General features: G+C 71.3%; 28 protein-coding genes. 15 read left to right on the plus strand and 13 right to left on the minus strand.

Annotated elements, in window-relative coordinates; translation table 11 throughout:
• The first annotated feature begins 4 nt into the window (after window positions 1–4).
• Together AB0J02_RS29395 and AB0J02_RS29400 are read left to right on the plus strand one after the other, a co-directional pair.
• Complete coding sequence (locus tag AB0J02_RS29395) at window positions 5–1,444, plus strand: aldehyde dehydrogenase family protein (RefSeq protein WP_363196818.1); 1,440 nt, start codon at window positions 5–7, stop codon at window positions 1,442–1,444.
• Window positions 1,437–2,351 carry an aldehyde dehydrogenase family protein gene (locus AB0J02_RS29400; protein ID WP_363196819.1) on the plus strand — a complete coding sequence of 305 codons (915 nt, stop codon included), beginning with the start codon at window positions 1,437–1,439 and terminating at the stop codon, window positions 2,349–2,351. Before AB0J02_RS29395 ends, AB0J02_RS29400 begins: the two co-directional genes overlap by 8 nt.
• A gap of 72 nt (window positions 2,352–2,423) precedes the next feature.
• On the opposite strand, the gene AB0J02_RS29405 is transcribed toward AB0J02_RS29400, so the two are convergent.
• Window positions 2,424–3,173 carry a TetR/AcrR family transcriptional regulator gene (locus AB0J02_RS29405; protein WP_363196820.1) on the minus strand — a complete coding sequence of 250 codons (750 nt, stop codon included), beginning with the start codon at window positions 3,171–3,173 and terminating at the stop codon, window positions 2,424–2,426.
• Between the two features lie 123 nt (window positions 3,174–3,296).
• On the opposite strand from AB0J02_RS29405, the gene AB0J02_RS29410 reads away from it, so the two are divergent.
• Both AB0J02_RS29410 and AB0J02_RS29415 read left to right on the plus strand, forming a co-directional pair.
• A complete protein-coding gene (locus tag AB0J02_RS29410) occupies window positions 3,297–3,905 on the plus strand; it encodes an NAD(P)H-dependent oxidoreductase (RefSeq protein WP_363196821.1) in 609 nt (202 codons plus the stop codon).
• Window positions 3,906–3,943: 38 nt separating this feature from the next.
• Window positions 3,944–5,398 (plus strand): DHA2 family efflux MFS transporter permease subunit, encoded by a 1,455-nt coding sequence (locus AB0J02_RS29415; protein ID WP_363196822.1) that lies wholly within the window; start codon window positions 3,944–3,946, stop codon window positions 5,396–5,398.
• A gap of 1 nt (window position 5,399) precedes the next feature.
• Here the strand turns inward: AB0J02_RS29415 and AB0J02_RS29420 are convergent, their stop codons facing one another.
• Window positions 5,400–5,804: a hypothetical protein gene (locus AB0J02_RS29420; RefSeq protein WP_363196823.1), complete on the minus strand. Its 405-nt coding sequence runs from the start codon at window positions 5,802–5,804 to the stop codon at window positions 5,400–5,402.
• Window positions 5,805–5,931: 127 nt separating this feature from the next.
• Between AB0J02_RS29420 and AB0J02_RS29425 the strand changes: the two genes are divergently transcribed.
• Complete coding sequence (locus AB0J02_RS29425; RefSeq protein ID WP_363196824.1) at window positions 5,932–6,567, plus strand: ATP-binding protein; 636 nt, start codon at window positions 5,932–5,934, stop codon at window positions 6,565–6,567.
• Between the two features lie 179 nt (window positions 6,568–6,746).
• Here the strand turns inward: AB0J02_RS29425 and AB0J02_RS29430 are convergent, their stop codons facing one another.
• The gene (locus tag AB0J02_RS29430; protein ID WP_363196825.1) at window positions 6,747–7,505 is read right to left on the minus strand and encodes a SigE family RNA polymerase sigma factor; all 759 of its coding nucleotides are present in this window, start codon (window positions 7,503–7,505) and stop codon (window positions 6,747–6,749) included.
• A 213-nt stretch (window positions 7,506–7,718) separates the two neighbouring features.
• On the opposite strand from AB0J02_RS29430, the gene afsQ1 reads away from it, so the two are divergent.
• The 5 genes from afsQ1 (at window position 7,719) to AB0J02_RS29455 (ending at window position 11,600) form a co-directional block, all read left to right on the plus strand.
• The gene (afsQ1, locus tag AB0J02_RS29435; protein WP_363196826.1) at window positions 7,719–8,396 is read left to right on the plus strand and encodes a two-component system response regulator AfsQ1; all 678 of its coding nucleotides are present in this window, start codon (window positions 7,719–7,721) and stop codon (window positions 8,394–8,396) included.
• Window positions 8,393–9,997: a HAMP domain-containing sensor histidine kinase gene (locus AB0J02_RS29440; protein ID WP_363196827.1), complete on the plus strand. Its 1,605-nt coding sequence runs from the start codon at window positions 8,393–8,395 to the stop codon at window positions 9,995–9,997. Before afsQ1 ends, AB0J02_RS29440 begins: the two co-directional genes overlap by 4 nt.
• A gap of 20 nt (window positions 9,998–10,017) precedes the next feature.
• On the plus strand, window positions 10,018–10,620 hold the full coding sequence (locus AB0J02_RS29445) for a hypothetical protein (protein ID WP_363196828.1): 603 nt from the start codon (window positions 10,018–10,020) through the stop codon (window positions 10,618–10,620).
• Between the two features lie 151 nt (window positions 10,621–10,771).
• Window positions 10,772–11,314 carry a VanZ family protein gene (locus AB0J02_RS29450; RefSeq protein ID WP_363196829.1) on the plus strand — a complete coding sequence of 181 codons (543 nt, stop codon included), beginning with the start codon at window positions 10,772–10,774 and terminating at the stop codon, window positions 11,312–11,314.
• A 79-nt stretch (window positions 11,315–11,393) separates the two neighbouring features.
• Window positions 11,394–11,600 carry a PspC domain-containing protein gene (locus AB0J02_RS29455; RefSeq protein WP_363196830.1) on the plus strand — a complete coding sequence of 69 codons (207 nt, stop codon included), beginning with the start codon at window positions 11,394–11,396 and terminating at the stop codon, window positions 11,598–11,600.
• Window positions 11,601–11,669: 69 nt separating this feature from the next.
• On the opposite strand, the gene AB0J02_RS29460 is transcribed toward AB0J02_RS29455, so the two are convergent.
• Together AB0J02_RS29460 and AB0J02_RS29465 are read right to left on the minus strand one after the other, a co-directional pair.
• A complete protein-coding gene (locus tag AB0J02_RS29460) occupies window positions 11,670–12,041 on the minus strand; it encodes an ATP-binding protein (protein WP_363196831.1) in 372 nt (123 codons plus the stop codon).
• Window positions 12,042–12,261: 220 nt separating this feature from the next.
• Window positions 12,262–13,395 carry an adenosine deaminase gene (locus AB0J02_RS29465; protein WP_363196832.1) on the minus strand — a complete coding sequence of 378 codons (1,134 nt, stop codon included), beginning with the start codon at window positions 13,393–13,395 and terminating at the stop codon, window positions 12,262–12,264.
• A gap of 124 nt (window positions 13,396–13,519) precedes the next feature.
• Here AB0J02_RS29465 and AB0J02_RS29470 point away from each other — a divergent pair, with 124 nt between their 5' ends.
• Entirely contained in the window at window positions 13,520–14,278 is a 759-nt protein-coding gene (locus AB0J02_RS29470; RefSeq protein ID WP_363196833.1) for an alpha/beta hydrolase, read from the plus strand.
• Here the strand turns inward: AB0J02_RS29470 and AB0J02_RS29475 are convergent.
• Window positions 14,260–15,378, minus strand: a complete 1,119-nt coding sequence (locus AB0J02_RS29475; protein ID WP_363196834.1) for a hypothetical protein — start codon at window positions 15,376–15,378, stop codon at window positions 14,260–14,262. The genes AB0J02_RS29470 and AB0J02_RS29475 overlap by 19 nt on opposite strands.
• Before the next feature lie 55 nt (window positions 15,379–15,433).
• Window positions 15,434–16,417, minus strand: coding sequence for a LysR family transcriptional regulator (locus AB0J02_RS29480; RefSeq protein ID WP_363196835.1), 984 nt, complete (start codon window positions 16,415–16,417; stop codon window positions 15,434–15,436).
• Between the two features lie 62 nt (window positions 16,418–16,479).
• Between AB0J02_RS29480 and AB0J02_RS29485 the strand changes: the two genes are divergently transcribed.
• Together AB0J02_RS29485 and AB0J02_RS29490 are read left to right on the plus strand one after the other, a co-directional pair.
• On the plus strand, window positions 16,480–17,778 hold the full coding sequence (locus tag AB0J02_RS29485) for an MFS transporter (RefSeq protein ID WP_363196836.1): 1,299 nt from the start codon (window positions 16,480–16,482) through the stop codon (window positions 17,776–17,778).
• Window positions 17,779–17,909: 131 nt separating this feature from the next.
• Window positions 17,910–18,890: a sigma-70 family RNA polymerase sigma factor gene (locus AB0J02_RS29490; protein WP_363196837.1), complete on the plus strand. Its 981-nt coding sequence runs from the start codon at window positions 17,910–17,912 to the stop codon at window positions 18,888–18,890.
• Here AB0J02_RS29490 and AB0J02_RS29495 read toward each other — a convergent pair.
• Window positions 18,798–19,217, minus strand: coding sequence for an STAS domain-containing protein (locus tag AB0J02_RS29495; protein WP_363196838.1), 420 nt, complete (start codon window positions 19,215–19,217; stop codon window positions 18,798–18,800). The genes AB0J02_RS29490 and AB0J02_RS29495 overlap by 93 nt on opposite strands.
• A gap of 92 nt (window positions 19,218–19,309) precedes the next feature.
• Here AB0J02_RS29495 and AB0J02_RS29500 point away from each other — a divergent pair, with 92 nt between their 5' ends.
• Window positions 19,310–20,236, plus strand: coding sequence for an AEC family transporter (locus AB0J02_RS29500; protein WP_363196839.1), 927 nt, complete (start codon window positions 19,310–19,312; stop codon window positions 20,234–20,236).
• A gap of 1 nt (window position 20,237) precedes the next feature.
• On the opposite strand, the gene AB0J02_RS29505 is transcribed toward AB0J02_RS29500, so the two are convergent.
• Window positions 20,238–20,366, minus strand: a complete 129-nt coding sequence (locus tag AB0J02_RS29505; RefSeq protein WP_363196840.1) for a hypothetical protein — start codon at window positions 20,364–20,366, stop codon at window positions 20,238–20,240.
• A gap of 380 nt (window positions 20,367–20,746) precedes the next feature.
• Window positions 20,747–22,024, minus strand: a complete 1,278-nt coding sequence (locus tag AB0J02_RS29510) for a thymidine phosphorylase (RefSeq protein WP_363196841.1) — start codon at window positions 22,022–22,024, stop codon at window positions 20,747–20,749.
• A 138-nt stretch (window positions 22,025–22,162) separates the two neighbouring features.
• Between AB0J02_RS29510 and AB0J02_RS29515 the strand changes: the two genes are divergently transcribed.
• On the plus strand, window positions 22,163–22,369 hold the full coding sequence (locus AB0J02_RS29515; RefSeq protein WP_363196842.1) for a hypothetical protein: 207 nt from the start codon (window positions 22,163–22,165) through the stop codon (window positions 22,367–22,369).
• Window positions 22,370–22,419: 50 nt separating this feature from the next.
• Here AB0J02_RS29515 and AB0J02_RS29520 read toward each other — a convergent pair whose 3' ends face one another.
• The 3 genes from AB0J02_RS29520 to AB0J02_RS29530 are packed head-to-tail and all read right to left on the minus strand — an operon-like array spanning window position 22,420 to window position 25,201.
• A complete protein-coding gene (locus AB0J02_RS29520; RefSeq protein WP_363196923.1) occupies window positions 22,420–22,809 on the minus strand; it encodes a cytidine deaminase in 390 nt (129 codons plus the stop codon).
• A complete protein-coding gene (locus tag AB0J02_RS29525; RefSeq protein ID WP_363196843.1) occupies window positions 22,809–24,077 on the minus strand; it encodes an ABC transporter permease in 1,269 nt (422 codons plus the stop codon). The genes AB0J02_RS29520 and AB0J02_RS29525 overlap by 1 nt, the downstream gene beginning before the upstream one ends.
• The gene (locus AB0J02_RS29530; protein ID WP_363196924.1) at window positions 24,077–25,201 is read right to left on the minus strand and encodes an ABC transporter permease; all 1,125 of its coding nucleotides are present in this window, start codon (window positions 25,199–25,201) and stop codon (window positions 24,077–24,079) included. The genes AB0J02_RS29525 and AB0J02_RS29530 overlap by 1 nt, the downstream gene beginning before the upstream one ends.
• Between the last annotated feature and the right edge of the window lie 4 nt (window positions 25,202–25,205).

A 25,205-nucleotide genomic window follows, 5' to 3' on the forward strand; every position in this document is an offset into this window, starting at 1 on the left:
ACCCATGACAAAAAACGCATTTGAGTACGCGCCCGCGCCCGAGTCCCGCTCGGTCGTCGACATCGCCCCGTCGTACGGGCTGTTCATCGACGGCGAGTTCACCGAGGCCGCCGACGGCAAGGTCTTCAAGACCGTCTCCCCGTCCACCGAGGAAGTCCTCTCCGAGGTCGCGCAGGCCGGCGAGGCCGACGTCGAGCGGGCCGTGCGGGCCGCGCGGAAGGCGTTCGGTACGTGGTCGGCGCTGCCCGGCGCCGAGCGCGGCAAGTACCTGTTCCGGATCGCCCGCATCATCCAGGAGCGCTCCCGCGAGCTCGCCGTCCTGGAGACCCTGGACAACGGCAAGCCGATCAAGGAGACGCGGGACGCGGACCTCCCCCTCGTCGCGGCGCACTTCTTCTACTACGCGGGCTGGGCGGACAAGCTCGGCCACGCCGGCTTCGGCCCGGACCCGAAGGCGCTGGGCGTCGCCGGCCAGGTCATCCCGTGGAACTTCCCGCTGCTGATGCTCGCGTGGAAGATCGCCCCGGCGCTCGCCACCGGCAACACGGTCGTCCTCAAGCCCGCCGAGACGACCCCGCTGTCCGCGCTGTTCTTCGCGGACATCTGCCGCCAGGCCGGCCTGCCCAAGGGCGTCGTCAACATCCTTCCCGGATACGGCGACGCGGGCGCCGCGCTGGTCGCGCACCCCGACGTGAACAAGGTGGCCTTCACGGGCTCCACGGCCGTCGGCAAGGCGATCGCCCGGCAGATCGCGGGCACCGACAAGAAGGCCACGCTCGAACTGGGCGGCAAGGGCGCCAACATCGTCTTCGACGACGCCCCGCTCGACCAGGCCGTCGAGGGCATCGTCACCGGCATCTTCTTCAACCAGGGACAGGTCTGCTGCGCGGGCTCGCGCCTGCTCGTGCAGGAGTCGGTCCAGGACGAGCTGCTCGACAGCCTGAAGCGGCGCCTGTCCACGCTCCGCCTCGGCGACCCGCTCGACAAGAACACCGACATCGGCGCGATCAACTCCGCCGAGCAGCTCTCCCGGATCACCGCGCTCGCCGAGACCGGCGAGGCCGAGGGTGCCGAGCGCTGGTCGGCGCCGTGCGAACTGCCCGCCGCCGGCTACTGGTTCGCGCCGACGCTGTTCACGAACGTCACGCAGGCGCACACCATCGCCCGTGACGAGGTCTTCGGCCCGGTCCTGTCGGTGCTCTCCTTCCGTACGCCGGAGGAGGCCGTCGCCAAGGCCAACAACACGCAGTACGGGCTCTCGGCGGGCATCTGGACCGAGAAGGGTTCGCGGATCCTGGCGGTCGCGGGCAAGCTGCGGGCCGGGGTCGTCTGGGCCAACACGTTCAACAAGTTCGACCCGACCTCGCCGTTCGGCGGTTACAAGGAGTCGGGCTTCGGCCGCGAGGGCGGTCGCCACGGCCTGGAGGCATACCTCGATGTCTGAGAAGTCCGAGAAGTCTGAGTCGGTGCGACTGTCCGTCTTCAAGACCTACAAGCTGTACGTGGGCGGGAAGTTCCCGCGTTCCGAGAGCGGCCGGGTGTACGAGGTGACCGACTCCAAGAGCGGGAAGTGGCTGGCGAACGCGCCGCTCTCGTCCCGCAAGGACGGCCGTGACGCGGTGGTCGCCGCGCGCAAGGCGTTCGGCGGCTGGTCCGGCGCGACCGCGTACAACCGCGGGCAGATCCTCTACCGCGTCGCCGAGATGCTGGAGGGCCGCCGCGAGCAGTACGTGCGCGAGGTCGCCGAGGCGGAGGGCCTGAGCAGGTCGAAGGCGGCCGCGGTCGTGGACGCGGCGATCGACCGCTGGGTCTGGTACGCGGGCTGGACCGACAAGATCGGCCAGGTCGTGGGCGGCGCCAACCCGGTGGCCGGGCCCTTCTTCAACCTCTCGACGCCCGAGCCGACCGGCGTCGTCGCCGTGATCGCGCCGCAGGAGTCCTCGTTCCTCGGGCTCGTCTCGGTGATCGCCCCGGTCATCGCGACCGGCAGCACGGTGGTCGTGATCGCCAGCGAACGCTCGCCGCTGCCCGCCCTGTCCCTGGGCGAGGTGCTGGCCACCTCCGACCTGCCGGGCGGCGTGGTGAACATCCTGTCCGGCAAGGCGTCGGAGATCGCGCCGTCGCTCGCCGCGCACCAGGACGTGAACGGCATCGACCTCACCGGCGCCGACCCGGCTCTCGCGAAGGAGCTGGAGATCGCGGCCGCGGACAATCTGAAGCGCGTCCGCCGTCCACAGCCTGTGGAGGACTTCTCCGCGGACCCCGGCACGGACCGCCTGACGCAGTTCCTGGAGACCAAGACCGTCTGGCACCCGACGGGTTCGCTGGGCGCGTCCGGCTCCTCGTACTAGAACCGCCCGGCCCGTGCGGCCCCGGCCCCTTCTCCGTCCAGGAGGGGCCGGGGCCGCACCCGTTCCCGGGCGTCAGATACCGAGGCGCCGCGCGATGCCGTCGAGCACGCAGTCGAGGCCGAACGCGAACTCCCAGGCGGGGTCGTCCTTGCGCGTCGCGGAGAGGGCGTACTCCTGGTAGGTGGGGTACCGACCGCTGCCCATCAGGTAGTTCATCTGCGGCGCGAGCGCCTGGCGGGTCTCTGCGCCGCTCTGCCAGCCCTGCTCCTCCTTGTACTCACGCAGCGCGATCTCCGCCTGCACGGCACCGTGGACGTACGCGCCGACCGCGCGGAACGCGGCCATCATCGAGTCGACGTCAAGGTCGCGGCCGGCCAGCGCCCTCAACTGCCGTTCGGCGACGGCCATCCGGGCCGGGGTCAGCGAGATCACCGGCAGCGGCACCTGCCCGAGCCAGGGGTGCCGGAGCATCAACTCGCGTGTCTGCAGGGCGAAGGAACGCAGCACTTCGCGCCAGTCCGCCACCTCGTCGGGCACGGCGAGCCCGGCCGAGACCCGGTCGAACATGAGCGCCCACAGATCCCCCTTGCCCGAGACGTGCCGGTACGCGGCCATGGGTGCAACCCCGAGCTTCGTGGCGAGGCGCCGCATGGTGACAGCGGTGGCGCCCTCCTCGTCGGCCAGCTCCACGGCCGCCGCGGCGATCCGGGCCAGCGTCAGCGAGGCGCGCTGCGTGGGCGCGGGCCGCTCGAGGCGCTCCCAGAGCGAAGGCTCGACCAGCCGACTCTCACCCTTGCCGTCCTCGTCCTTCCGTGCCGCCACAGCCCGGCCCCTCTCGCTCGATGTTGTGTACAGCGTATCCCTAGTAGACGCCGTACACATCGATGTGTACGTTGTACGCCAAGAGATACGCCGTACACAATCACCGTTCCCAGGGGGCCCACCGTGTCCAGCAGCACCGTGTCCAGCAGCACTCCGCTCCGCATCGCCGTCCTCGTCGGCTCCACCCGCGAGGGCCGTTTCGCGCCCGTCGTCGTCAAGTGGCTCACCGGGCACCTCGGTCAGCGCGACGACCTGCGCGCCGATGTCGTCGACCTCACCGAGACCCCGCTGCCCACCGTCCTGCCCGCCTTCGGCCAGGACGCGCCGGCCGAGACCGTGGAGGCGCTCGCTCTGGTCTCGCCGCGCCTCGCCGCCGCCGACGCGTTCGTCTTCGTCACGCCCGAGTACAACCACAGCTTCCCGGCGGCCCTGAAGAACGCGATCGACTGGCACAACGAGCAGTGGCACGGCAAGCCGATCGCGTTCGTGTCGTACGGCGGCCTGTCCGGCGGCCTGCGTGCGGTCGAGCAACTCCGCGTCGTGATGGCCGAGTTGAACGCCATGACCATCCGCAACACGGTCAGCTTCCACAACGCCTACGGCGCGTTCGAGGCGGACGGCCGCGTCGACGACCCGGCGGTGGACACCGCGGCGAAGGCGATGCTCGACCAGCTCGCCTGGTGGGCCCACGCCCTGCGCGACGCCAAGTCGGCCCGCCCGTACGCGGCCTGACGGCCCGTCCACCACTCACGGGAGACTCAGGGGGAGCCATGGCCACGCGTACGGAGACCACCGGAATCAGTGGAGAGGGGACCGGTGCGGCGCCGCCCCGCACGGTGATCCTCGGCCTGCTGCTCGGCATCGTGCTCGCCACCCTCGACGGCACCGTCGTCGGCACGGCGCTGCCCATCATCGTCGCCGACCTGGGCGGCCTCACCCATCTGTCATGGGTGGTGACGGCATACCTGCTGACCGCCGCCGTCTCCACTCCCCTGTGGGGAAAACTCGGCGACCTCTACGGCCGCAAGGGCGGCTACCTCGCCTCCATCACCGTCTTCCTGGCCGGCTCCGTCCTGTGCGGACTCGCCCAGGACATGGGGCAGTTGATCGCCTTCCGGGCCCTTCAGGGCATCGGTGCGGGCGGCCTGTTCGTCGGGGCGATGTCGCTCATCGGGACGCTGCTGACCCCGGCGGAGGCCGGCCGCGCGCAGTCGCTCATCGGTGTCCTGCTGCCCGCCGCGATGATCGGCGGACCCCTGATCGGCGGCTTCCTCACCGACCAGCTGGACTGGCGCTGGGTGTTCTACGTCAACCTCCCCGTCGGCGCCGTCGCCCTCTCGATCATCGGGACCGGCGTCCGGGTGCGCACCCAGCGGATCCGGGCCCGTATCGACCTGGCGGGCGCCGGCCTTCTCACCGCGACCATCCTCGCCCTGACACTGCTGGCGAACTGGGCGGGCACGACGTACGCGTGGACGTCACCGCAGATCCTGGGGCTCGCGCTCGTCTCGGCGGGGGCGCTCGCGGGGTTCGTGCGGGCGGAGCGGCGCGCGGCCGAGCCGGTGATCCCGCCCCGCCTGTTCCACGACCGGAACTTCACGGTTGCGCAGGTCCTGACCTTCGCCTCCGGCGCTGCCATGCTCGCGGCCGCCAGTTATCTGCCGCAGTACATGCAGCTCGTACGGGGCATGTCGGCGACGGAGAGCGGGCTGCTGCTGCTTCCGCTGATGCTCGGCATGATGGCCGCCCAGCTGCTGATCGGCCGCCGGGTGAGCGTGGGCGGGCGCTACCGCCGCTACCCGATCGCGGGCGGCGCGCTGGCGACCGCGGGCGCGTTCGCGCTGCTCCTGCTCGACACCGGGACCGCGGTGTGGGCGGCGTCGGGGCTGACCCTGCTCCTCGGCGCCGGCCTCGGCTGCCTGTTGCAGCCCGCGATGCTGATCACCATGAACAGCGCCGATCCCAGGGACCTGGGGGCGGCCAACGGCACACAGACCCTGCTGCGCACGGTCGGCGGCTCGCTGGGGGTGGCGGTGCTCGGCTCGGTCTTCGCGGGGCGGGTGCGGGAGGGGGCGGCCCCCGACGCGTTCCGGGCGAGCGTCGTCGACGGGCTGCACGGCGTGGCACTGGGCACCGCAGTGCTGTGCGCGGCGGCGTTCGCCGTCGCCTGGGCGGTGCGCGAGACGCCGCTGCGGACACGCACCGGCCCCGGGGCCGACGGCTAGGTCAGCCGGGCAGGATGCCGGCCGCGGCGCCGACGACCGGCAGCTCGGACAGCGAGTTCCCCGCGGCCAGCGGGCCGGTGAGCGCCGCCGTACTGACCGGCTTGAAGTCCGCGATCTGCGTGCCCACGGCGTTGTCCAGGGGGTCGGTGCCCGTACCGGCCAGCGGGTTGAGCTTCAGGTCCTTGACGGGGCCGAGCCCGTACGAGGTCGCGGAACCCACCGCCGACGTCAGGATCTGGACGGGGGACGCCGCGTCCGTCGTGGCCGGCGCAGGTGCGGCGCTCGCGGTGACGGCGCCGGCCGCGACGGCCGCACCGGCGGCGGTCACGGTCAGGCCCGCACGCAGCAGGGCGCGACGGGCGCCGGACGTCGGCATCTGGTTCTTGCGGACTGCGTGTCGGGCCATGATCTTTACGCCTGGACCTTCCGATTCGGGTAACGACAGAACCACTTAGCGTAGTTGAAGTGTCGCGTGCCACAACGACACCACGCGGGCTCGGCCTCGGGGCATCCATGCCTCACACTGGTCTCTCGTGAGTTCGCATCCTCCGATACCGACCCGGGTCGTCCTGCTGGCAGGGCCCTCCGGCTCCGGAAAGTCGTCGTTCGCCGCCCTCAGCGGGCTTCCCGTGCTGTGTCTCGACGACTTCTACAAGGAGGGTGACGACCCGACACTGCCGCTGGTGGCGGGCAGTTCGGACATCGACTGGGACTCCCCGGCCTCCTGGGACACGGAGGCGGCGCTCGCCGCGATCGTCGAGCTCTGCGAGAAGGGTCGTACAAACGTCCCGGTCTACTCCCTCGTCACCAGCGCACGGGTGGGCCAGGAGGCGCTCGACATCGAGCGCACGCCCCTGTTCATCGCTGAGGGCATCTTCGCGGCGGACATCGTGGAGCGCTGCCGGGAACTCGGCGTGCTGGCCGACGCGCTGTGCCTGCGCGGCCGGCCCTCGACGACGTTCCGCCGCCGGCTGCTCCGCGATCTGAAGGAGGGCCGCAAATCGGTCCCGTTCCTGCTGCGCCGCGGCTGGCGTCTGATGCGTGCGGAGCGTTCCATCGTGGCCCGCCAGGCGGCGCTCGGCGCGCACGCCTGCGGCAGGGAAGAGGCACTGGGCCGCCTGGCGGCGGCCGCGGCGGGCCGTTGCGTCAAAGCACGCGCCACGTCGTAGGAGCTGTGCGGGCCTCAAGGACCGCAGAGCGCGCAAAGAAGCGGGACCAGAAGGGCCCCCCGGCCTTCTGATCCCGCTCTGTTCCCCCCGCGGCGATCCCCCGTGATCCCCCCGGATACCGCGCCTCCAACAACCCCGCTCCCCCGAACAGGGCCCCCGTTTCCCCCCGGAGGGGTGCCTCAGGCGACAAGCTCCCCGAAGCACTCCTCCTGGTCCCGGCCGAAGCTCAGGACCTCGTCATCCCGCAGCCGCCGCAGCGACCGCCAGATGCTCGACTTCACCGTGCCGACGCTGATGTCGAGGATCTCCGCGATCTCCGGGTCGGTACGGCCTTCGTAGTAGCGCAGCACGAGCATCGTGCGCTGCAGTTCGGGCAGGCGCGCCAGCGCCTGCCACAGCACCGCACGCAGCTCCGTGCCGCGCATCGCGTCCGTGTCGCCCGCCGTCTCCGGCAGCTCCTCGGTCGGGTACTCGTTCAGCTTGCGGCGGCGCCACGCGCTGATGTGCAGGTTGGTCATGGTGCGGCGCAGGTAGCCCCCGACCGCGGCCTTGTCGCTGATCCGGTCCCAGGCGCGGTACGTCGAGAACAGCGCGCTCTGCAACAGGTCCTCGGCCTCGAACCGGTCACCGGTCAGGTGGTAGGCGGTTGCGTACAGGGAGGCGCGGCGCTCCTGGACGTAGGCCGTGAACTCGGCCTCCGACAGGGACGGTCGCTGCTCCCCCGATTCCTCCCTGTACGCGGCTCCCCCGTGGGCGGCTCCGTCGGTCACCGCCTCGTGTGCGTCAACCACCGTCATGTACACGGTGTTATGACGCCCGGTGCCGCGAGCGCACCCCCGCCCGCTCACGGCACCGGACTTCTCGTGACGCTCCGTACGGCCCAGGTCGTGCAGGCGCGTGACAACTGCGGTTGATGTGGTGCTGTGCAGCGTGTTCATCTCGCGCCCCCGTCGTGGAGTCCGGACTTCCGTCAGTCGTTCCTTGCTTCATCGCCGTCTTTCGCTGCGATGTCCAAAAGCTTGCCCGGGCCACTTCATGACGGTGTCCGTCGACTGTCACAGACCTGTCACAGCGGCTCCGGCTGTGCGGGTCGGGTGTGGGAGCGATCGCGCGGTCGAACTAAAGGCCTCCGATGGGCCAGAATGGCGCTCGTGCCTTCCCTGTTGCTGATCGAGGACGACGACGCCATCCGCACGGCCCTGGAGCTGTCACTGACCCGCCAGGGCCACCGGGTGGCCACCGCTGCGACCGGTGAGGACGGTCTGAAGCTGTTGCGCGAGCAGCGGCCTGATCTGATCGTCCTCGACGTGATGCTGCCCGGCATCGACGGCTTCGAGGTGTGCCGGCGCATCCGGCGCACGGACCAGCTGCCGATCATCCTGCTCACGGCGCGCAGCGACGACATCGACGTCGTCGTGGGCCTGGAGTCCGGGGCCGACGACTACGTGGTCAAACCGGTCCAGGGCCGGGTCCTCGACGCCCGGATCCGCGCCGTGCTGCGGCGCGGGGAGCGCGAGGCCAACGACGCGGCGTCGTTCGGCTCGCTGGTCATCGACCGCGCCGCGATGACCGTCACCAAGAACGGCGAGGACCTGCAGCTGACCCCCACCGAGCTGCGGTTGCTCCTCGAACTGAGCCGGCGTCCCGGGCAGGCGCTGTCCCGCCAGCAGTTGCTGCGTCTCGTCTGGGAGCACGACTACCTCGGTGACTCCCGTCTCGTCGACGCCTGCGTGCAGCGGCTGCGCGCGAAGATCGAGGACGTGCCGTCGTCGCCGACCCTGATCCGTACCGTGCGCGGGGTGGGCTACCGGCTGGACACGCCTCAGTGACACAGCCGCACGACAAGCTCCGTGGCTGGGCCGCGGCGAAGAGGGCGATACTGGCCGGCCTGCGCTTCACCAGCCTGCGCCTGCGCCTCGTCGTGGTGTTCGCGCTCGTCGCCCTGACGGCCGCGGTCTCCGCGTCCGGGATCGCGTACTGGCTGAACCGCGAGGCCGTGCTGACGCGGACCCAGGACTCGACGCTCAGCGACTTCCGCCAGGAGATGCAGAACCGGGCCGCCGTGCTGCCCGAGCACCCCACGCAGGGCGAGTTGCAGCACGCGGCGGACCTGATGGCCAACAGCAGCCAGCACTTCAGCGTGCTGCTCATCGGCACGGACGAGAACGGCCGCCGGGTGGTGGGCAATTCGGATCTCGACGCCTTCACGGTCGCCGACGTGCCGGACTCGCTGCAGGACGCGGTGGAGAAGAAGCAGCGGATCACCGAGAACAACAAGCACCCGTACCACCTGTACTGGCAGCGGACCACGCAGGACAGCACCCCGTACCTGGTGGGCGGCGCGAAGGTGGACGGCGGGCCGACCGGCTACATGCTGAAGTCGCTCGAACCGGAGGCCAAGGATCTCAACTCCCTCGCCTGGTCGCTGGGGATCGCCACCGGGCTCGCGCTGATCGGGTCGGCGCTGCTCGCGCAGGCCGCCGCGACGACCGTGCTCAAGCCGGTGCACCGGCTCGGCGTGGCCGCGCGGCGGCTCGGTGAGGGCAAGCTCGACACCCGGCTGCGGGTGTCCGGGACCGACGAACTGGCCGAGTTGTCGCGGACGTTCAACAAGACCGCCGAGAACCTGGAGAAGAAGGTCGCCGACATGAGTGCGCGCGACGAGGCCTCGCGCCGCTTCGTCGCCGACATGTCGCACGAGCTCCGTACGCCGCTGACCGCGATCACCGCCGTCACCGAGGTCCTGGAGGAGGAGCTCGACGCGGAGACCGGCTCCGTCGACCCCATGATCGAGCCCGCGGTCCGGCTCGTCGTCAGCGAGACCCGGCGCCTCAACGACCTGGTCGAGAACCTCATGGAGGTGACCCGCTTCGACGCGGGCACCGCCCGGCTCGTCGTGGACTACGTCGACATCGCCGACCAGATCACCGCCTGCATCGACGCCCGCGCCTGGCTGGACGCCGTGGAGCTCGACGCCGAGCGCGGCAACATGGTCCGGCTGGACCCGCGCCGCCTCGACGTGATCCTCGCCAACCTCATCGGCAACGCCCTCAAGCACGGCGGCTCCCCGGTGCGCGTCTCCGTGACGACGGAGCCGCAGGAGGGTGGCGTCCTCGTCATCGCCGTACGCGACCACGGGCCCGGCATCCCCGAGGACGTCCTGCCGCACGTCTTCGACCGCTTCTACAAGGCGAGCGCCTCCCGGCCGCGGTCGGAGGGCAGCGGTCTGGGGCTGTCGATCGCCCTGGAGAACGCCCATATCCACGGCGGTGAGATCACCGCCGCCAACTCGCCCGACGGCGGCGCGGTGTTCACGCTGCGGCTGCCGGTGGACGCGTCCCCGCTGCCCCCGACCGCCGAGGACGAGACGGACGACGGTGCCGACGGTGCCGACGCCAAGGACTCCACGGAAGGCGGTGTCGCCAAGTGAGTCGTCAGGGAAGGCGTCACATGGGGCGTCCCGGACGTCTGGCGGTGCTGGCCGGGCTGACGGCGGTGCTGCTGTCCGGCTGCGGGATCCGGTCCACGGAGGTGCCCACCGAATTCGGGGCGGCCCCCACCCGCGTGGGCTGCTCCCAGTCCGGCGCGGACGGCGTGGCGGCCCGCACGGCCGGTGAGTTCGAGGTGCAGGTGTTCCTCGTCTGTACGTCGCAGCTGGTCACGGTCGACCGGACCGTCACCGTGCGACGTGATCAGACCTCGGAGCGGGTCGATGTCGCCCGGGAGCTCCTCGCGCAGTTGTCCAAGTCACTGACGGCGGCGGAGAGGCAGGCCGGGTACACCACGGACGTCGGCTCCGATCTGCTGGTCTCGGGCCCGCGCGGCGGCGACCCCGCCGACGCGCTGCGTCTGAACACTCCGCCGGACGACCTGTCCCCGTACGCCCTTGCCCAGATCGTCTGCACGTTCGCGAACAGCAAGGTGGCGACGGACGACGGCGAGCACGTGGCCCTCGGCGGTCCGGGCGACGACCCGCTGCGCGACTACGACTGCTCGGACGCGGTGAAGGCCCGTCCGGGCATCGCGCCGGCCCCCGCGGAGACGGTGGGCTAGGTGTTTTGATCATGAGCGTTGACAACGCTCATGATCAATACACCCGGGGGCTGCCGTCGGGGACGTGCGGCGCGGGTGCCGGTCGCGAAGTGACCCAGCTCTCCGTGGGCCCCCCGGAACCGATCCCCGCGCCCTGGGCGTCTAGGGGGTCGTGCAGCGCCACAGCTTGGGCGGCCACTGGGCCGTCATCCGCTTCCGTACGGCAGGACTCGTCCTCCTGGCCGTGCACCTCCTGCTCGTCGCATGGGTCATGCTGCGCCCGCTCGACGTCCCCTGGGTCAGCGCCGCGAACCTGCATCCGCTGGCCGGCATCCGGGCCGATCTGGCGCTCGGCTGGCAGGAGGGCGCCGCGCGCATCGGCGAGGGCCTTGCCCTGCTCGCCCCGCTCGGGGTGCTGCTGCCGCTCGCGGGCGGCCGCCTCCAGGTGTCGGTGTGGGGTTCGCTGGTGCGCACGGTCACGGCGGGCGCGCTGATCTCGCTCGGCATCGAACTGCTGCAGACCGGGGTGCCCGGACAGGTCGTGGACATCGACTCGCTGCTGCTGAACACCGTGGGCGTGGCCCTCGCGCATCTCGCCGTGGTGCCCGCGCTGCGGGCCCGGCTCCGCCGCAGGGCCGAGGTCGTGCCCCTCCCCCGGAAGGAGCCGGCTCAGGGTCCGACCCCGACGATTTCCAGGGTCGGCGTCGCCCCGTGAGCTGATGCTTCGCCCCTTTCGTGACCGTACCTTCGATTACGTAAGCACCACACCACGAAGGTTCGCGAAGGAGCCCACCATGACCGCCCTGGCCCGCCCCACCAACGGACGGATGATCGGCGGAGTGTGCGCAGCGCTGGCACGGCGCTTCGGCACCTCCGCGACCACGATGCGCGTGATCTTCCTGCTGTCGTGTCTGCTGCCCGGCCCGCAGTTCCTGCTCTACATCGCGCTGTGGATCCTGCTGCCCGGCGAGAACGGCAAGACGGCCCGCCAGGCCTGGTGACGCGCGTCACGGTACGGAAAAAGGGGCGCACCCGCGCGTAGCGGGTGCGCCCCTTCGTCCTGCGCTGGGTCAGCCGAGGGCCGGCAGGCCGCTGCCGACCGGCAGGCCCTGCGTGGGCAGGCTCTTCGCGGCGGGCAGGCCACCGAGCAGCCCGGTGACCGGGTCGCCCTCGGTGGCGCCCTGCGCGACCTTCTCGACGACGGGCTGGGCGGCGGTCAGGCCGCTGCCCAGGGCGTTCTGCGCGGCGGACACGGCCTCGGGGCCACCGGCGGGCAGCACGCTCGACGCCTGCTCCAGGGGGAGGCCCGCGGTCACGGAGTTGAGGGCTCCGGCGGCGTCGGGCAGGTTCGGGGCGGCGGCGCTCGCGGCACCCGCACCGGCGGCGGCGAAGGCGACACCGAGAGCGGCAACACCGAGGGTCTTGGCAGCAGACTGCTTCATGGGGTCCTTTGTTCCTTGGTTCCTTGGGGATGCGGTTCCGTGCCCGGCAAACACGCAACATCACCGAGGAGTTACTGCCGACCTCGCGCCACCGGTCCTGACGACCCTCGGCCAGGAGGCCTTAACCGCAGGTCAGACGGGTGGGACGGCCCCGGTGAAGGCCGGACGGCGATGCTCCGGTCGCCGTCAACCCCATGTTGACCCCGGCCTTGCCGAGGTCCTATTGGAAGAGCCACTCCGAGCGCAGCTCGGCGTAGCCGGGCTTGACGACGTCGTTGATCATCGCCAGGCGCTCGTCGAACGGGATGAAGGCCGACTTGAGGGCGTTCACCGTGAACCATTCGAAGTCCGTCAGCGTGTAACCGAACGCGTCGACCAGGTGCTCGAACTCGCGGCTCATCGACGTACCGGACATGAGCCGGTTGTCCGTGTTCACGGTGACGCGGAAGCGCAGTTCGCGCAGCAGCCCGATGGGGTGCTCGGCGTACGAACTGGCGGCGCCCGTCTGCAGGTTGGACGTCGGGCACATCTCCAGCGGGACGCGCTTGTCGCGTACGTAGCTCGCGAGGCGGCCGAGCTCGACCGTGCCGTCCTCGGCGACCTGGATGTCGTCGATGATGCGCACGCCGTGGCCGAGGCGGTCGGCGCCGCACCACTGCAGGGCCTGCCAGATGGAGGGCAGGCCGAAGGCCTCGCCGGCGTGGATCGTGAAGTGGTTGTTCTCCCGCTTGAGGTACTCGAACGCGTCGAGGTGGCGGGTGGGAGGGAAGCCGGCCTCGGCGCCCGCGATGTCGAATCCGACAACGCCCAGGTCCCGGTAGCGGTTGGCCAGCTCGGCGATCTCCAGGGCGCGGGCCGCGTGCCGCATCGCGGTGAGCAGGGCGCCGACCCGGATCCGGTGGCCGTTCGCCTTCGCGCGGCGCTCACCCTCGCGGAAGCCCTCGTTGACCGCCTCGACGACCTCTTCGAGGGTGAGGCCCTGCTCCAGGTGCTGCTCGGGCGCGTACCGGATCTCGGCGTAGACGACGCCGTCCTCGGCGAGGTCCTCGGCGCACTCTGCGGCGACCCGGAAGAGGGCCTCGCGCGTCTGCATGACGGCACAGGTGTGGGCGAACGTCTCCAGGTACCGCTCCAGGGAGCCGGAGTCGGCGGCCTCGCGGAACCAGATGCCGAGCTTGTCGGGGTCGGTCTCGGGGAGGTTCGTGTAGCCCTGCTCGCGGGCCAGGTCGACGACGGTGCCGGGGCGCAGGCCGCCGTCGAGGTGGTCGTGCAGGAGCACCTTGGGCGCGCGGCGGATCTGCTCCGAGGTCGCCGCCCGGGGGCTGTTGGGGTGCGCGGTGGTCTGGCTCGTCATTTCCGCACCCTAACTCCTACGCGCGTAGATCGCATGGGTTCGCCGACAAGAAGTGATCCGTCGATACGCAACAGTGACCCTGCGGACGGGTGGCGTACATCAGCGCTTCTGACACTGTTCTGTCATGCAGCAGCAAGCGACGCGGGTCCGCGAGGCCAGGCTCGGCAAGGCGGTCGGACCCGTGCCCGGGGCGGTCGGCGGCGTGGTGCTGCTGCTGCCCGGGGGCGAGCAGACGTCCACCCGCAGGCCCTCCCCCCTGTCGGCCGCGGCACTGCGGCCGCTCGCGCGCCGCCTCGCGCGTTCCGGCCGGGACGAGCGCCTGGTCACGCATGTCGTGCACTACCGCCACCGCGGCTGGAACGGGGCGCAGGCCGAAACGGCGCGGGACGCCGAGTGGGCCGCGGACGAGGTCGTGCGCCGCTACGGGGACGTGCCGGTCTGCCTCGTCGGCTTCGACATGGGCGGCCGCGCGGCGCTGCACGCGGGCGGGCACACGGCCGTCAACTCCGTGCTCGCGATGGCCCCTTGGCTGCCGGAGGACGATGTCGCCGCACCCCCCGAACCGGTGAAACAGCTCGTCGGGCGGCGGGTGCTGATCGTGCACGGCACCGACGACCGGCGCACCGACCCGGAGTTGTCGTTCCGGCTTGCGGGGCGGGCGAAGAAGGCCAACCGGGACGTGTGCCGCTTCGAGGTGCACTCCGACGGGCACCGCCTCGCGCAGCACCGCTCCGAAGTCACCGCGCTGGCCGTCGACTTCACGCTCGGCACCCTCTTCGGCCATCCCTTCTCCCGCCCCTTGCAGGACGCGCTCGCGGCACCGCCGCCGCTGGGGCTGCGGATGCCGCTGGCGTCGGGGTTCGGTCAGTCGCTCAACCGGTAGCCGGCCGGCTCTGCGCCGGCCGCGAGCAGGGCGCCGAGGACGCGCGGCGCGTGCTTGTTCCCGGCGAAGACCAGCACCTCTCGCTCGCCGTCCACGCACTCGACGACGACGGTGTACTCGCCCCGGCCGCCGAGGGCGATCGGCGGGTCACCGACGGCGGGTTCGCGCACGCGCCGCACCGTGAGGGATGCCGGGACCGGAGCGAGGGCCGCCCGTCCCGTCGGGTCGGGGGTGGCGGCCAGGGGCCCGTCCCCCACCACCAGGTGGCTGTAGCCCGGCCGGCTGTAGGGCACGTCCCCGTGCACCACCGCGCCCAGGACGCGCCGCCCGGTGGGCGGGACGGGCACGAGCTTCGCGACGCCCCGGCGGACGCGGCGCGTCGCCCACCAGCACAGCAGTACGGACAGCGGTACGGCGACGACGGCGGCGCCGGCCGCGAACCGCAGGCCCGCCGCGACGTCGTCGACGGCCAGCAGCATGACGGGGAGCGCGGCGCCCGCCACGAGCACGCCCGCCACGAGACCGACGCCGGGCTTCCAGGACTGGACGGATCCCTTGGGCGCGGGCCGGTACCGCGCCCACCACCAGAGCCAGAGCAGCCCGAGCCCGACGGCCAGCGTCAGTACGGCGAACGCCCCGGGCAGCCGGCCGTCGTGCACAGGTGACAGCTGGCTCCGCTGCGTATCGGAGCCGACCCGGATGACGCGGACCTGGTCCTTCCAGTACGTGGCCGTGACCCGGTCGCCGCGGTGCACGCGGTCGTAGATCGGCCTGTCGTCGGGGAGCCGCACCTTGTGCTCGGCCTCCGCGGAACCGCCGGTGCCCCGCAGATAGAGGTAGTACTTGGCGTTCTTGCCGCTGGTCTCGGTGCCCTTGTCCACGACGGTCGCCGGGAGGACCGCCCGGCAGTCGTCGGCCCGCTGCCCGGCCGGGCAGACCGGCGCCGACTCGTACGCCCTGTTGTCCGCCTCGGCGAACGGCACGAGGGCGAACAGCAGCAGACCGATCACGACCAGGGACACGCCGAACCGGCCCAGCAGGCGGGTGCGCCGTCCCTCCGCCCCGGATCTCGCGCCGGCTTCTCCCGCTCCGTCCACCACGTCCGTACCCCCTTCGCAGTCCCGCCCCGGTTCACTCCGCTCCCCCAAGTGTCGGTCACCCGGCGGACGTCTGTTCCGGCAGGAGCCTGCCGCGCCGCGACAGCAGGAATTTCTTGAACGCCGCCACGGGAGGCGTGTCCGGATGCCCCTCCAGCCAGGCCACGCCGATCTCGCGGACGGCGCGCTGTCCGGTGACCGCCAGTTCGACAACTCCCGGGCGCGGCACGGCCGGTGGCGGCAGCAGGGCCACGCCGAGGCCCGCGGCGACGAGGCCGCGCAGCGTCTCGGCCTCCTCACCCTCGAACGCGATCCGGGGTGTGAAGCCCGCCTCCGCGCACAGGTCGTCGGTGATGCGGCGCAGCCCGTAGCCGGGTTCGAGGGTCACGAAGAACTCGTCGGCGGTCTCCGCGAGCCGGATCCGCTTGCGCGCGGCGAGGCGGTGGTCCTCGGGGACGACGAGGCGCAGCCGCTGCTCGTCGAGGCGGCGGGCCACGAGTCCCGGGGCGTCCGGCACGGGCGAGGTGAGGCAGAGGTCGAGCTCGCCGGCGCGCAGCCGCTCCAGCATCGCCTCGCCGTAGTTCTGGACGAGGCTGAAGCGGATGCGGGGATGGTCGGCGCGGAACGCGCGGATCAGTCCGGGCACCGTCTCCGTCCCCATGGTGTGCAGAAAGCCGAAGGCGACCTTGCCGGACTCGGGGTCGGCGTCGGCGCGTACGGACTCGGCCGCCTTCTCCACCTCGCCGAGCGCGCGCTCCACCGAGGTGAGGAAGGTGCGGCCCGCCGGCGTCAGCGAGACGGTCCGGCCGTGGCGGGCGAACAGGTCGACGCCCAGGTCGTGTTCGAGCCGCACCATCGCGCGCGACAGCGTCGACTGCGGGACCTGCATCTCGTGCGCGGCGCGGGTGACGTGCTCGGTGCGGGCGACCCCGGCGAAGTAGGCGAGCCGCGGGGCGAGCAGCCGGACGATCTCGTCGCTCGACATGTCTTCTGTGTCACTGAGGCGCGACAGGGGCGGACGTGACCTGTGCTGATGCTCCATGGGAACGATTATGGGGCATTCATGCATTGGACGCATGAATCAAGGGGTTCTACGTTCATGGCATGCCTGCTGCCAGTAGCCCGGCGGTCGCCTCCACCGACGCGGTCGCCGCCCCCCGCTCCCCCGACGAATCCGCCGACACGCGCATGAGCCCGGGCGGGCCCGGCTACCGCCGCATGAGCTTCGCCCTCTTCCTCGCCGGTGTCGCCACCTTCGCCCTGCTCTACTCGACGCAGGCGCTGCTCCCCCTCGTCTCCGCGGGCTTCGGGGCGAGCGCGAGCGCGGCGAGCTGGACGGTGTCCGGGGCGACCGGCGCCCTCGCCCTGTGTGTGCTGCCGCTGAGCGCCCTGTCCGAACGGTTCGGGCGGCGCACGGTGATGACCGCCTCCCTGACGGTCGCCGTCGCGGTCGGTCTGCTCGTCCCCTTCGCGCCGAACCTCGGCGTACTGATCGCGCTGCGCGTCCTGCAGGGTGCGGCGCTCGCCGGTCTGCCCGCCTCCGCGATGGCGTACCTCGCCGAAGAGGTGCGGCCGAAGGCGCTGGTCACGGCCATCGGCCTGTTCGTCGCGGGCAACTCCATCGGCGGCATGAGCGGCCGTGTCATCGGCGGCTGGATCGCCCAGGAATGGGGCTGGCGGGCGGCCGTCGGCACCGTCGGCGTGATCGCGGTGGCGTGCGCCGTCGCATTCCGGATGCTGCTGCCCGCGCCGCGCCACTTCACGTCGGGCTCGCTGCGGCCGCGCGCCCTGGCCGCGACCGTCGGCAACCACCTCGCCAACCCGCTGCTGCGCCGCCTGTACGTCATCGGCGCGCTGTTCATGCTGGTCTTCGGCGCGGTGTACACCGTGATCGGCTACCGGCTCACGGCCGCCCCGTTCTCCCTTCCGCAGGGCATCGTCGGCTCGATCTTCCTGGTGTACCTCGTCGGTACGGTCTCCTCTGCGGCGGCCGGCAAGCTGGTCGCGCGGCTCGGGCGGCGCGGCACGCTGTACCTGGCCGCGGGCACGACGACCGCGGGCCTGCTGCTCGCCCTCCTGCCCCAACTGCCCGTCGTCCTGCTCGGGTTGGTGCTGATCACGGCGGGCTTCTTCGCCGGGCACGCGACGGCGTCCTCGTCCGTCAGCCACACCGCTACGCACGGCCGGGCGCAGGCGTCCGCGCTCTACCAGTCCGCGTACTACATCGGCTCCAGCGTCGGCTCGGCCGTCGGCGCCGTCGCCTTCCACGCGGCCGGCTGGGCAGGCACGGTGGGCCTGGGTGTCGTGGCCGTGCTCGGCGTCGTCTCGGTCACGCTGTGGGGCACGTACGCGGCCCGCGCGCAGCGCCGCGGCACGGCGGCGGGAACGGTCGCCGCACACTGACGACAACTGACTCAGGGGTTACCACATCGGCCCTCCGACCTGCGCGTTTCGCGGGCCCGGGGGCCGTTGTCAGTGGGCTGCGGTAGCTTTCGGAGTGCTGGGACTCACAGCGGCGATGGGGGCGTTGGACGATGAGCGACACTGCGACGAAGGCCGGGCTCGACGACCTGGAGAAGCACCGGGTCGAGCTGACCGGGTACTGCTATCGGATGCTGGGTTCGGCGTTCGAGGCCGAGGATGCCGTGCAGGACACGATGGTGCGGGCCTGGCGCAGCTTCGACAAGTTCGAGGGCCGCTCGTCGCTCCGTTCCTGGCTGTACCGCATCGCGACGAACGTGTGCCTGGATTCGTTGAACGCGGGGAACAAGCGGGCCCGTCCGATGGACCTGACGGCGGCGGCCCCGCTCGCGCAGGCCGCGCTGAGCCCGCGCCCGGACAATGTGTGGCTGGAGCCGATGCCGGACGCCCGTGTCCTGCCGACGCTCCATGACCCGGCGGAGGCGGCGGTGGCCCGGGAGTCGGTGCGTCTGGCGTTCGTCGCGGCCCTGCAGCAACTGCCCGCGAAGCAGCGGGCGGTGCTGATCCTGCGCGAGGTCCTCGCGTGGAGGGCGAGCGAGGTCGCCGAGCTGCTCGACACCTCGGTCGCGTCGGTCAACAGCGCGCTGCAGCGGGCCCGTTCGACGCTCGCGGACGCGCCGCCCGCCGACTCCTCGACGGCCGACCCTCTCGACGCCGAACAGCAGAAGCTCCTCGATCGCTACGTCGCGGCGTTCGAGGGGTACGACATGAAGGCGCTGACCGAGCTGCTCGCCGAGGACGCCATCATGACGATGCCGCCGTTCGACCTGTGGCTGCGCGGCACGGAGGACATCACGGGCTTCATGACGACGATCGGCCACGAGTGCGAGGGCTCGCGCCTGCTGCCGGTGGTGGCGAACGGGACGCCGGCGTTCGCCCACTACAAGCCGGACCCGGACAGCGGCGGGTTCGTGCCCTGGGCGATCCAGGTCCTGGAGATCTCAGACGGCCGGATCGCCGGTTTCCACTGTTTCCTGGACCTCGGCAAGCGGTGGTTCCCGCTGTTCGGTGTCCCCGAGCGGCTGCCCGCCTGAGCCCAGCGCGTCGGCGAGACCGGTGAGCCGGAGCAGCAGGGCGAGCTTCGGGGACGGATCGCGCAGCCGTATCCGTCCCCCCGCCCGGCGGGCGGCGAGCTGCATCCGGGCGAGCGCGTCGACGGTGGTGAGATCGGTACTGGTCACGCCGGAGACATCGCAGATGACGGTCGCCCCGCCGTCGCCCGGGGCGCTTTCCCGGGCGGCGCGGACGCGGTCGCACAGCCCGGGCGCGTCGCCGGGGCGGATCGGCCCGGCGACCACCACGACAGGAGGGGACGAGGAAGCAGCCACGTAGACAGGACCGTGCGCCGGGGCGGAACTCATCGCCGCCGGTGGAGGTGTGACGGCGTGGGGTGGGTCACGTTGATGTGGATCAACGTTGACCTGCGGTTCCGTCGCGGCCGAGGCTGGAGCCTGTGCAAGGGGTTCTCAACGGGTTCGCGGTCATCGCCATCGTCATCGCGGTCGGCTACGTCATCGGCAGGCGCGGGTCTCTGGGCGAGGGCGGCCGCGAGGTCCTGACCAAGCTGGCCTTCCATGTGGCCACCCCCGCGCTGCTGTTCACGATGCTGGCCAAGGCGGACCTGTCCCTGATCCTGTCGCCGAGCCTGCTGGTCACGGCGGTGTCCACGGCGGCCATGGCGGGTGTCTTCATCGCGGTGGGTGTCGTACGCGGCTGGGGAGTCGGCCGCACCACGATCGGCGCGCTGTGCTCGTCCTACGTGAACTCGGGGAACCTGGGCATCCCGATCGCGGTGTACGTACTCGGCGACGCCTCGCTCGTGGCGCCCGTCCTGCTCTTCCAGCAGATCATCGTCACGCCGATAGCGCTGACGATCCTCGACCTGGCGGAGGCGTCCGGGACCCGGCAGTCGTGGGGGCAGCGGCTGCTCACCCCGTTCCGCAACCCGATCGCGATCGGCGCGCTGGCGGGGGTGCTCGTCTCCGCGGCGGGCGTCACGGTCCCGTCCCCCGTCTTCGACCCGCTGGAACTGATCGCGAACATGTCCGTCCCGGCGATCCTGATCGCGTTCGGCATTTCGCTGTGCGGGAGTTCATGGCCGGGCGGGCGCGGCGCGGACCGGGTTCCGGTGCTGCTGTCGACAGTCCTGAAGGCGGTGGGACAGCCGGTGGCGGCGTGGGCGCTGGCGTCGTTCGTCTTCGGCCTGCACGGCGACCGGCTGCTGGACGTCGTGGTGACGTCGGCACTCCCGGCGGCCCAGAATTTGTACACGTACGCGAGCCATTACAGGGTCGGCGAACGCCTGGCCCGGGAGTCGATCCTGCTGTCGACGATGGCTTCGGTGCCGGTGCTTGTGGTGGCGGCGGCGTTGCTGGGGTGACTCAGGGGATGGGGAACTCGGCGGTGTCGATGGTCAGGTTGAGAGGGGCGGGGAGTTCGATGGTCTCCCCGAACTCGATCGTTGTCAGAACACGGTAGACGCGGCCTCGCGGTTCGCTGTGGAGCGTCACGGTAGGGCCGCCAGGGGCCCAGCCGTCGACGAGGAGGTACAGCGGAACCCTCGAGACGGCGTCCGCGCCGGGACAGCGAGTGCGAGCCTTTGGTAGATGCCCCCATCATCGGGAGTCACGGTGTGCGGCGCCCGGTGCGGGTCCGCGGCGATGAGTGCGTGGTGAACCGAGACCGTCGGCGCCACCGCCACGACGCCCTCGACGATCTCCACCTTGCTGCCCTCCGGCCACTGCATGCGATGCCAGAGGTCCATCAGGTCGACCCATTCGTGACTGTGATCGACAGCCTCTTCGTTCAGTGCCAGGAACGCGTCGCACCACGGTGAACGGGACCGGTGGCGGTCCACCGGTCCCGTTCACCCGTGCGAGGAAACCCCAGGTCAGGCGATACGTTCCAGCACGATCGGGCGCGCCGAGAACTCCGTCCCCGCGGGCGCGATGTCGTACGCGCCCTCCAGGGACTCAAGGGCGTACGCGAACCGCTCCGGCGTGTCCGTGTGCAGGGTCAGCAGGGGCTGGCCCGCGGTCACGGCGTCGCCGGGCTTCGCGTGCAGCTCCACGCCGGCCGCGGCCTGTACCGGGTCCTCCTTGCGGGAGCGGCCCGCGCCCAGGCGCCACGCGGCGAGACCGACGCCCATCGCGTCGAGGCGGGTGAGGACGCCCGAGGCGGGGGCCGTCACGACGTGCGTCTCGCGGGCCGTGGGCAGCGCGGCGTCCGGGTCGCCGCCCTGGGCCGCGATCATCCGGCGCCACGCGTCCATCGCCGAGCCGTCGGCGAGGGCCTTCGCCGGGTCGGCGTCCTTGAGGCCCGCCGCGTCCAGCATCTCGCGGGCGAGGGCGAGGGTGAGCTCGACGACGTCCGCCGGGCCGCCGCCCGCCAACACCTCGACGGATTCCCGGACTTCGAGCGCGTTGCCCGCGGTCAGGCCGAGCGGGGTGTTCATGTCCGTCACCAGGGCCACGGTCGGCAGCCCGTGGTCGGCGCCCAATCCGACCATCGTGCGGGCGAGTTCACGGGCCTGCTCCAGCTCCCGCATGAAGGCGCCGGTGCCCACCTTGACGTCGAGGACCAGCGAGCCCGTGCCCTCCGCGATCTTCTTCGACATGATCGAGGAGGCGATGAGCGGGATGCAGTCCACGGTCGCGGTGACGTCACGCAGCGCGTAGAGCTTCTTGTCGGCGGGGGCGAGCCCGCTGCCCGGAGCGCAGATGACGGCGCCGACGTCCTCGAGCGTCCGCATCATCTCTTCATTGGTGATGTTCGCGCGCCAGCCGGGGATCGACTCCAGCTTGTCGAGCGTGCCGCCGGTGTGGCCGAGGCCCCGGCCCGAGAGCTGCGGCACGGCGGCGCCGCATGCCGCGACGAGCGGCGCGAGCGGCAGCGTGATCTTGTCGCCTACGCCGCCCGTGGAGTGCTTGTCGGCGGCGGGTCGCGCCAGCACCGAGAAGTCCATCCGCTCACCGGAGTTGATCATCGCGGCGGTCCAGCGGGCGATCTCCGCGCGGTCCATGCCGTTCAGGAAGATGGCCATGGCCAGGGCGGACATCTGCTCGTCGGCGACGTCGCCGCGCGTGTACGCGTCGACGACCCAGTCGATCTGGGCGTCACTGAGCCGCCCGCGGTCCCGCTTCGTACGGATGACGGAGATGACGTCCATGGCACTTCCTTCCAGCGGCGGCAGATGCGGATTCCGTCGACTCTACGCGCATAGACGAGAGCGGTGAAGACCTCTCGATGATCACCTCTGCCAGGATGGGCCGATGTTCGACTTCGGCATCGCGGGATACCGGCCGGGATGGCTGGAGAGCCGCGACGCGCTGCTCCGCGAGCACGGGCCGCGGCTGCGCGCGCCGGCCTGGCGGCGCTGACGGCGGCCCGGCTGGTGTGGGACCGCGAGGACGACGAGTGGTTCAGCGACGCGCCGGTGCTGTTCGACTTCGACGGCGAGCAGGGGTGGCGGTGCGACCTGTTCAACGCCCTCGGCGAGGGCCCGCACGCCTGAGGGGCGCCCTCCCCGGCAGGGAAGGGCGCCCCTCAGGCGTACAGATCGGTTCAGCTCAGGTGCTCGGGGCCGAACGCGTCCGGCAGCATCTCACCGAGCGGGCGTACACCCGACGCCGTCTCCAGGAGCAGTTCGGGGCCCCCGAACTCGTAGAGGAGCTGGCGGCAGCGGCCGCAGGGCATCAGGAGGTCGCCCTTGCCGTCGACGCAGGTGAAGTGCGTCAGGCGGCCGCCGCCGGTCAGCTGGAGCTGCGAGACCAGGCCGCACTCGGCGCACAGGCCGAGGCCGTACGAGGCGTTCTCGACGTTGCAGCCGGAGACCGTGCGGCCGTCGTCGACAAGGGCGGCCGCGCCGACCGGAAAGCCCGAGTACGGCGCGTACGCACGGGACATGGCCTCGCGGGCCGCTTCCCGCAGGGTCTTCCAGTCGGCCTCGGAGATCACTGGCCCTGTCCCTTCCGGTACGGCTGGCCGTCCGCCTTCGGCATCCGCAGGCGCTGGGCCGAGAAGGACAGCACCAGCAGCGTGACGACGTACGGCGTCGCGGTGACGAGCTGGGTCGGCACGTCATCGGTGGTGGCGTACCAGGCTCCCATTCCGACGGCGGCGACGGCGCACACGACACCGGCCACGTACTTCTTCCTGACCACCATCCAGACGGCGCCGATCACCAGGAGAAGCGCGACAAGGAGGAGCAGCGCGTGGACGTTCTCGGTGCCGCCGCGCAGCTTGAGGCTGTCGGTGTAGCCGAACAGGCCCGCGCCCAGGGCGAGTCCGCCCGGCATCCAGTTACCGAAGATCATCGCGGCGAGACCGATGTACCCCTTACCGGCGGTCTGTCCTTCCAGGTAGAAGGGGTTCGCGACGATCGAGAGGAAGGCGCCGCCGAGGCCCGCGAGGCCGCCGGAGATGATGACCGCCAGGTACTTGTACTTGATCACGTTCACGCCGAGCGATTCGGCCGCGACCGGGTTCTCGCCGCAGGAGCGCAGCCGCAGGCCGAACGACGTGCGCCACAGCGCCCACCAGGTGAACGGGATGAGCGCGACCGCGATGATCGTCAGCGGCGAGAGGTCCGTGACCAGGCCGCCGAGGAGCCCCGCGATGTCGGAGATGAAGAACCAGTGCTTCTCGTTCAGGGTCGTCAGCCAGTCGGAGAGGCCCGGGACCGTGATCGTGCCGAGCGAGTCGACCGGCGGGGACTGCTTCGTCGTGCCGCCCTCGACGCCCTCGAACGCGAAGTTGGAGAGGTAGCGGGTGACGCCGAGCGCGAGGATGTTGATGGCCACACCGGAGACGATGTGGTTGACGTTGAAGGTCACCGTGACGGCGGCGTGCAGCAGGCCGCCGATGGCGCCGCCGATGATGCCGACGAGTACGCCGACCCACGGGCCCCACTGGTAACCGGCCCAGGCACCGAACCAGGTGCCCAGGATCAGCATGCCTTCGAGGCCGATGTTGACCACGCCCGCGCGCTCGGCCCACAGACCGCCGAGGCCCGCGAGGCCGATGGGGACGGCGAGTTGGAGGGCCGTCGCCATCTGGCTGACGTTCGTGATGCCGTCCGCGTCGGTGATCAGGCGGACGAGGGAGGTGAGTGCCAGGACGCCCGCGATGACGATCATCAGGACGGGGAGGGAGATCTTGCGGCGGCCGCCGGGGGCGGGCGGTGACGCGGGCTTCTTGTCGAGGACCGTAGCCGTGCTCATCAGGCAGCGACCTCCTTCTTGAGTTCGCTGGTGTTCTCACCGGCTGCGGCGGCGAGTTCGATGCCGACCCGGCGCTGCTGGCGGCGCTGGCCCCAGACCCGTACGGCCTCGTAGGAGACGACGACGGCGATGGTGATGATGCCCTGCATGATCACCGCGATCTCCTTGTCGTAGCCGCGCAGGTCGAGTTCCTGCGAGGCCTTCTCCAGCCAGGAGATGAGGAGCGCGGCGAAGGCGATGCCGACCGGCGAGTTGCGGCCGAGCAGGGCGATGGTGATGCCCTGGAAGCCGATCGTGGTCGGGAAGGTGAGCGAGTACGTGTGCGTGTCGCCGAGGAGGAGCGGCAGACCGGCGAGGCCGGCGAGCGCGCCCGAGACGAGCATCGCGGTCAGCACCATGCGCTTGGCGTCGACGCCGGACGCGGCCGCGGCCGACTCCGAGGCGCCGGTGGCGCGCAGGTCGAAGCCGAAGCGGGTGCGGTTGAGGACGAACCAGTACGCGACGCCGAGCAGCGCGGCGATGACGACGAAGCCGTAGATCTCGCCGACGCCCTCGCCCATGTTGATGCCCGGGAACCAGCCGGACTCGTGCATGATGCCGGTCGTCTTGTTGTTGCCGACCTGCACGCCGAAGACCTCGGGCAGGTAGAGGTAGCCGATGACGCTGGACGCGATCGAGTTCAGCATGATCGTCGCGACGACCTCGCTGACCCCGCGCGTCACCTTCAGGATGCCCGCGATACCGGCCCACATGGCGCCGGTCAGCATCGCCACGATGATCAGCAGCGGTACCTGCGCGAAGCCGGGCAGTGCCACCTTCGCGCCGACGATCGCGGCGACCACGGCGGCGAGCCGGTACTGGCCGTCGACACCGATGTTGAAGAGGTTCATGCGGAAGCCGATGGCGACCGCGAGCGCGGCGAGGTAGTACATGCCGGCCTGATTGATGATCAGGACCTGCACGTCCGAGAACGTCGCCTGCTCGAACATGATGCTGTACGGCTCGATCGGGGACTTGCCCGAGGCGAGCAGCACGATCGAGGTCAGGACGACGGCGGTCAGCAGGGCGATGACCGGCCCCGAGACGCCGAGGAGCAGCCGCTCCTTGTCGAACTTGTTCTTCATGGCC

Source organism: Streptomyces sp. NPDC050264, assembly GCF_040655895.1.
Classification (GTDB): domain Bacteria; phylum Actinomycetota; class Actinomycetes; order Streptomycetales; family Streptomycetaceae; genus Streptomyces.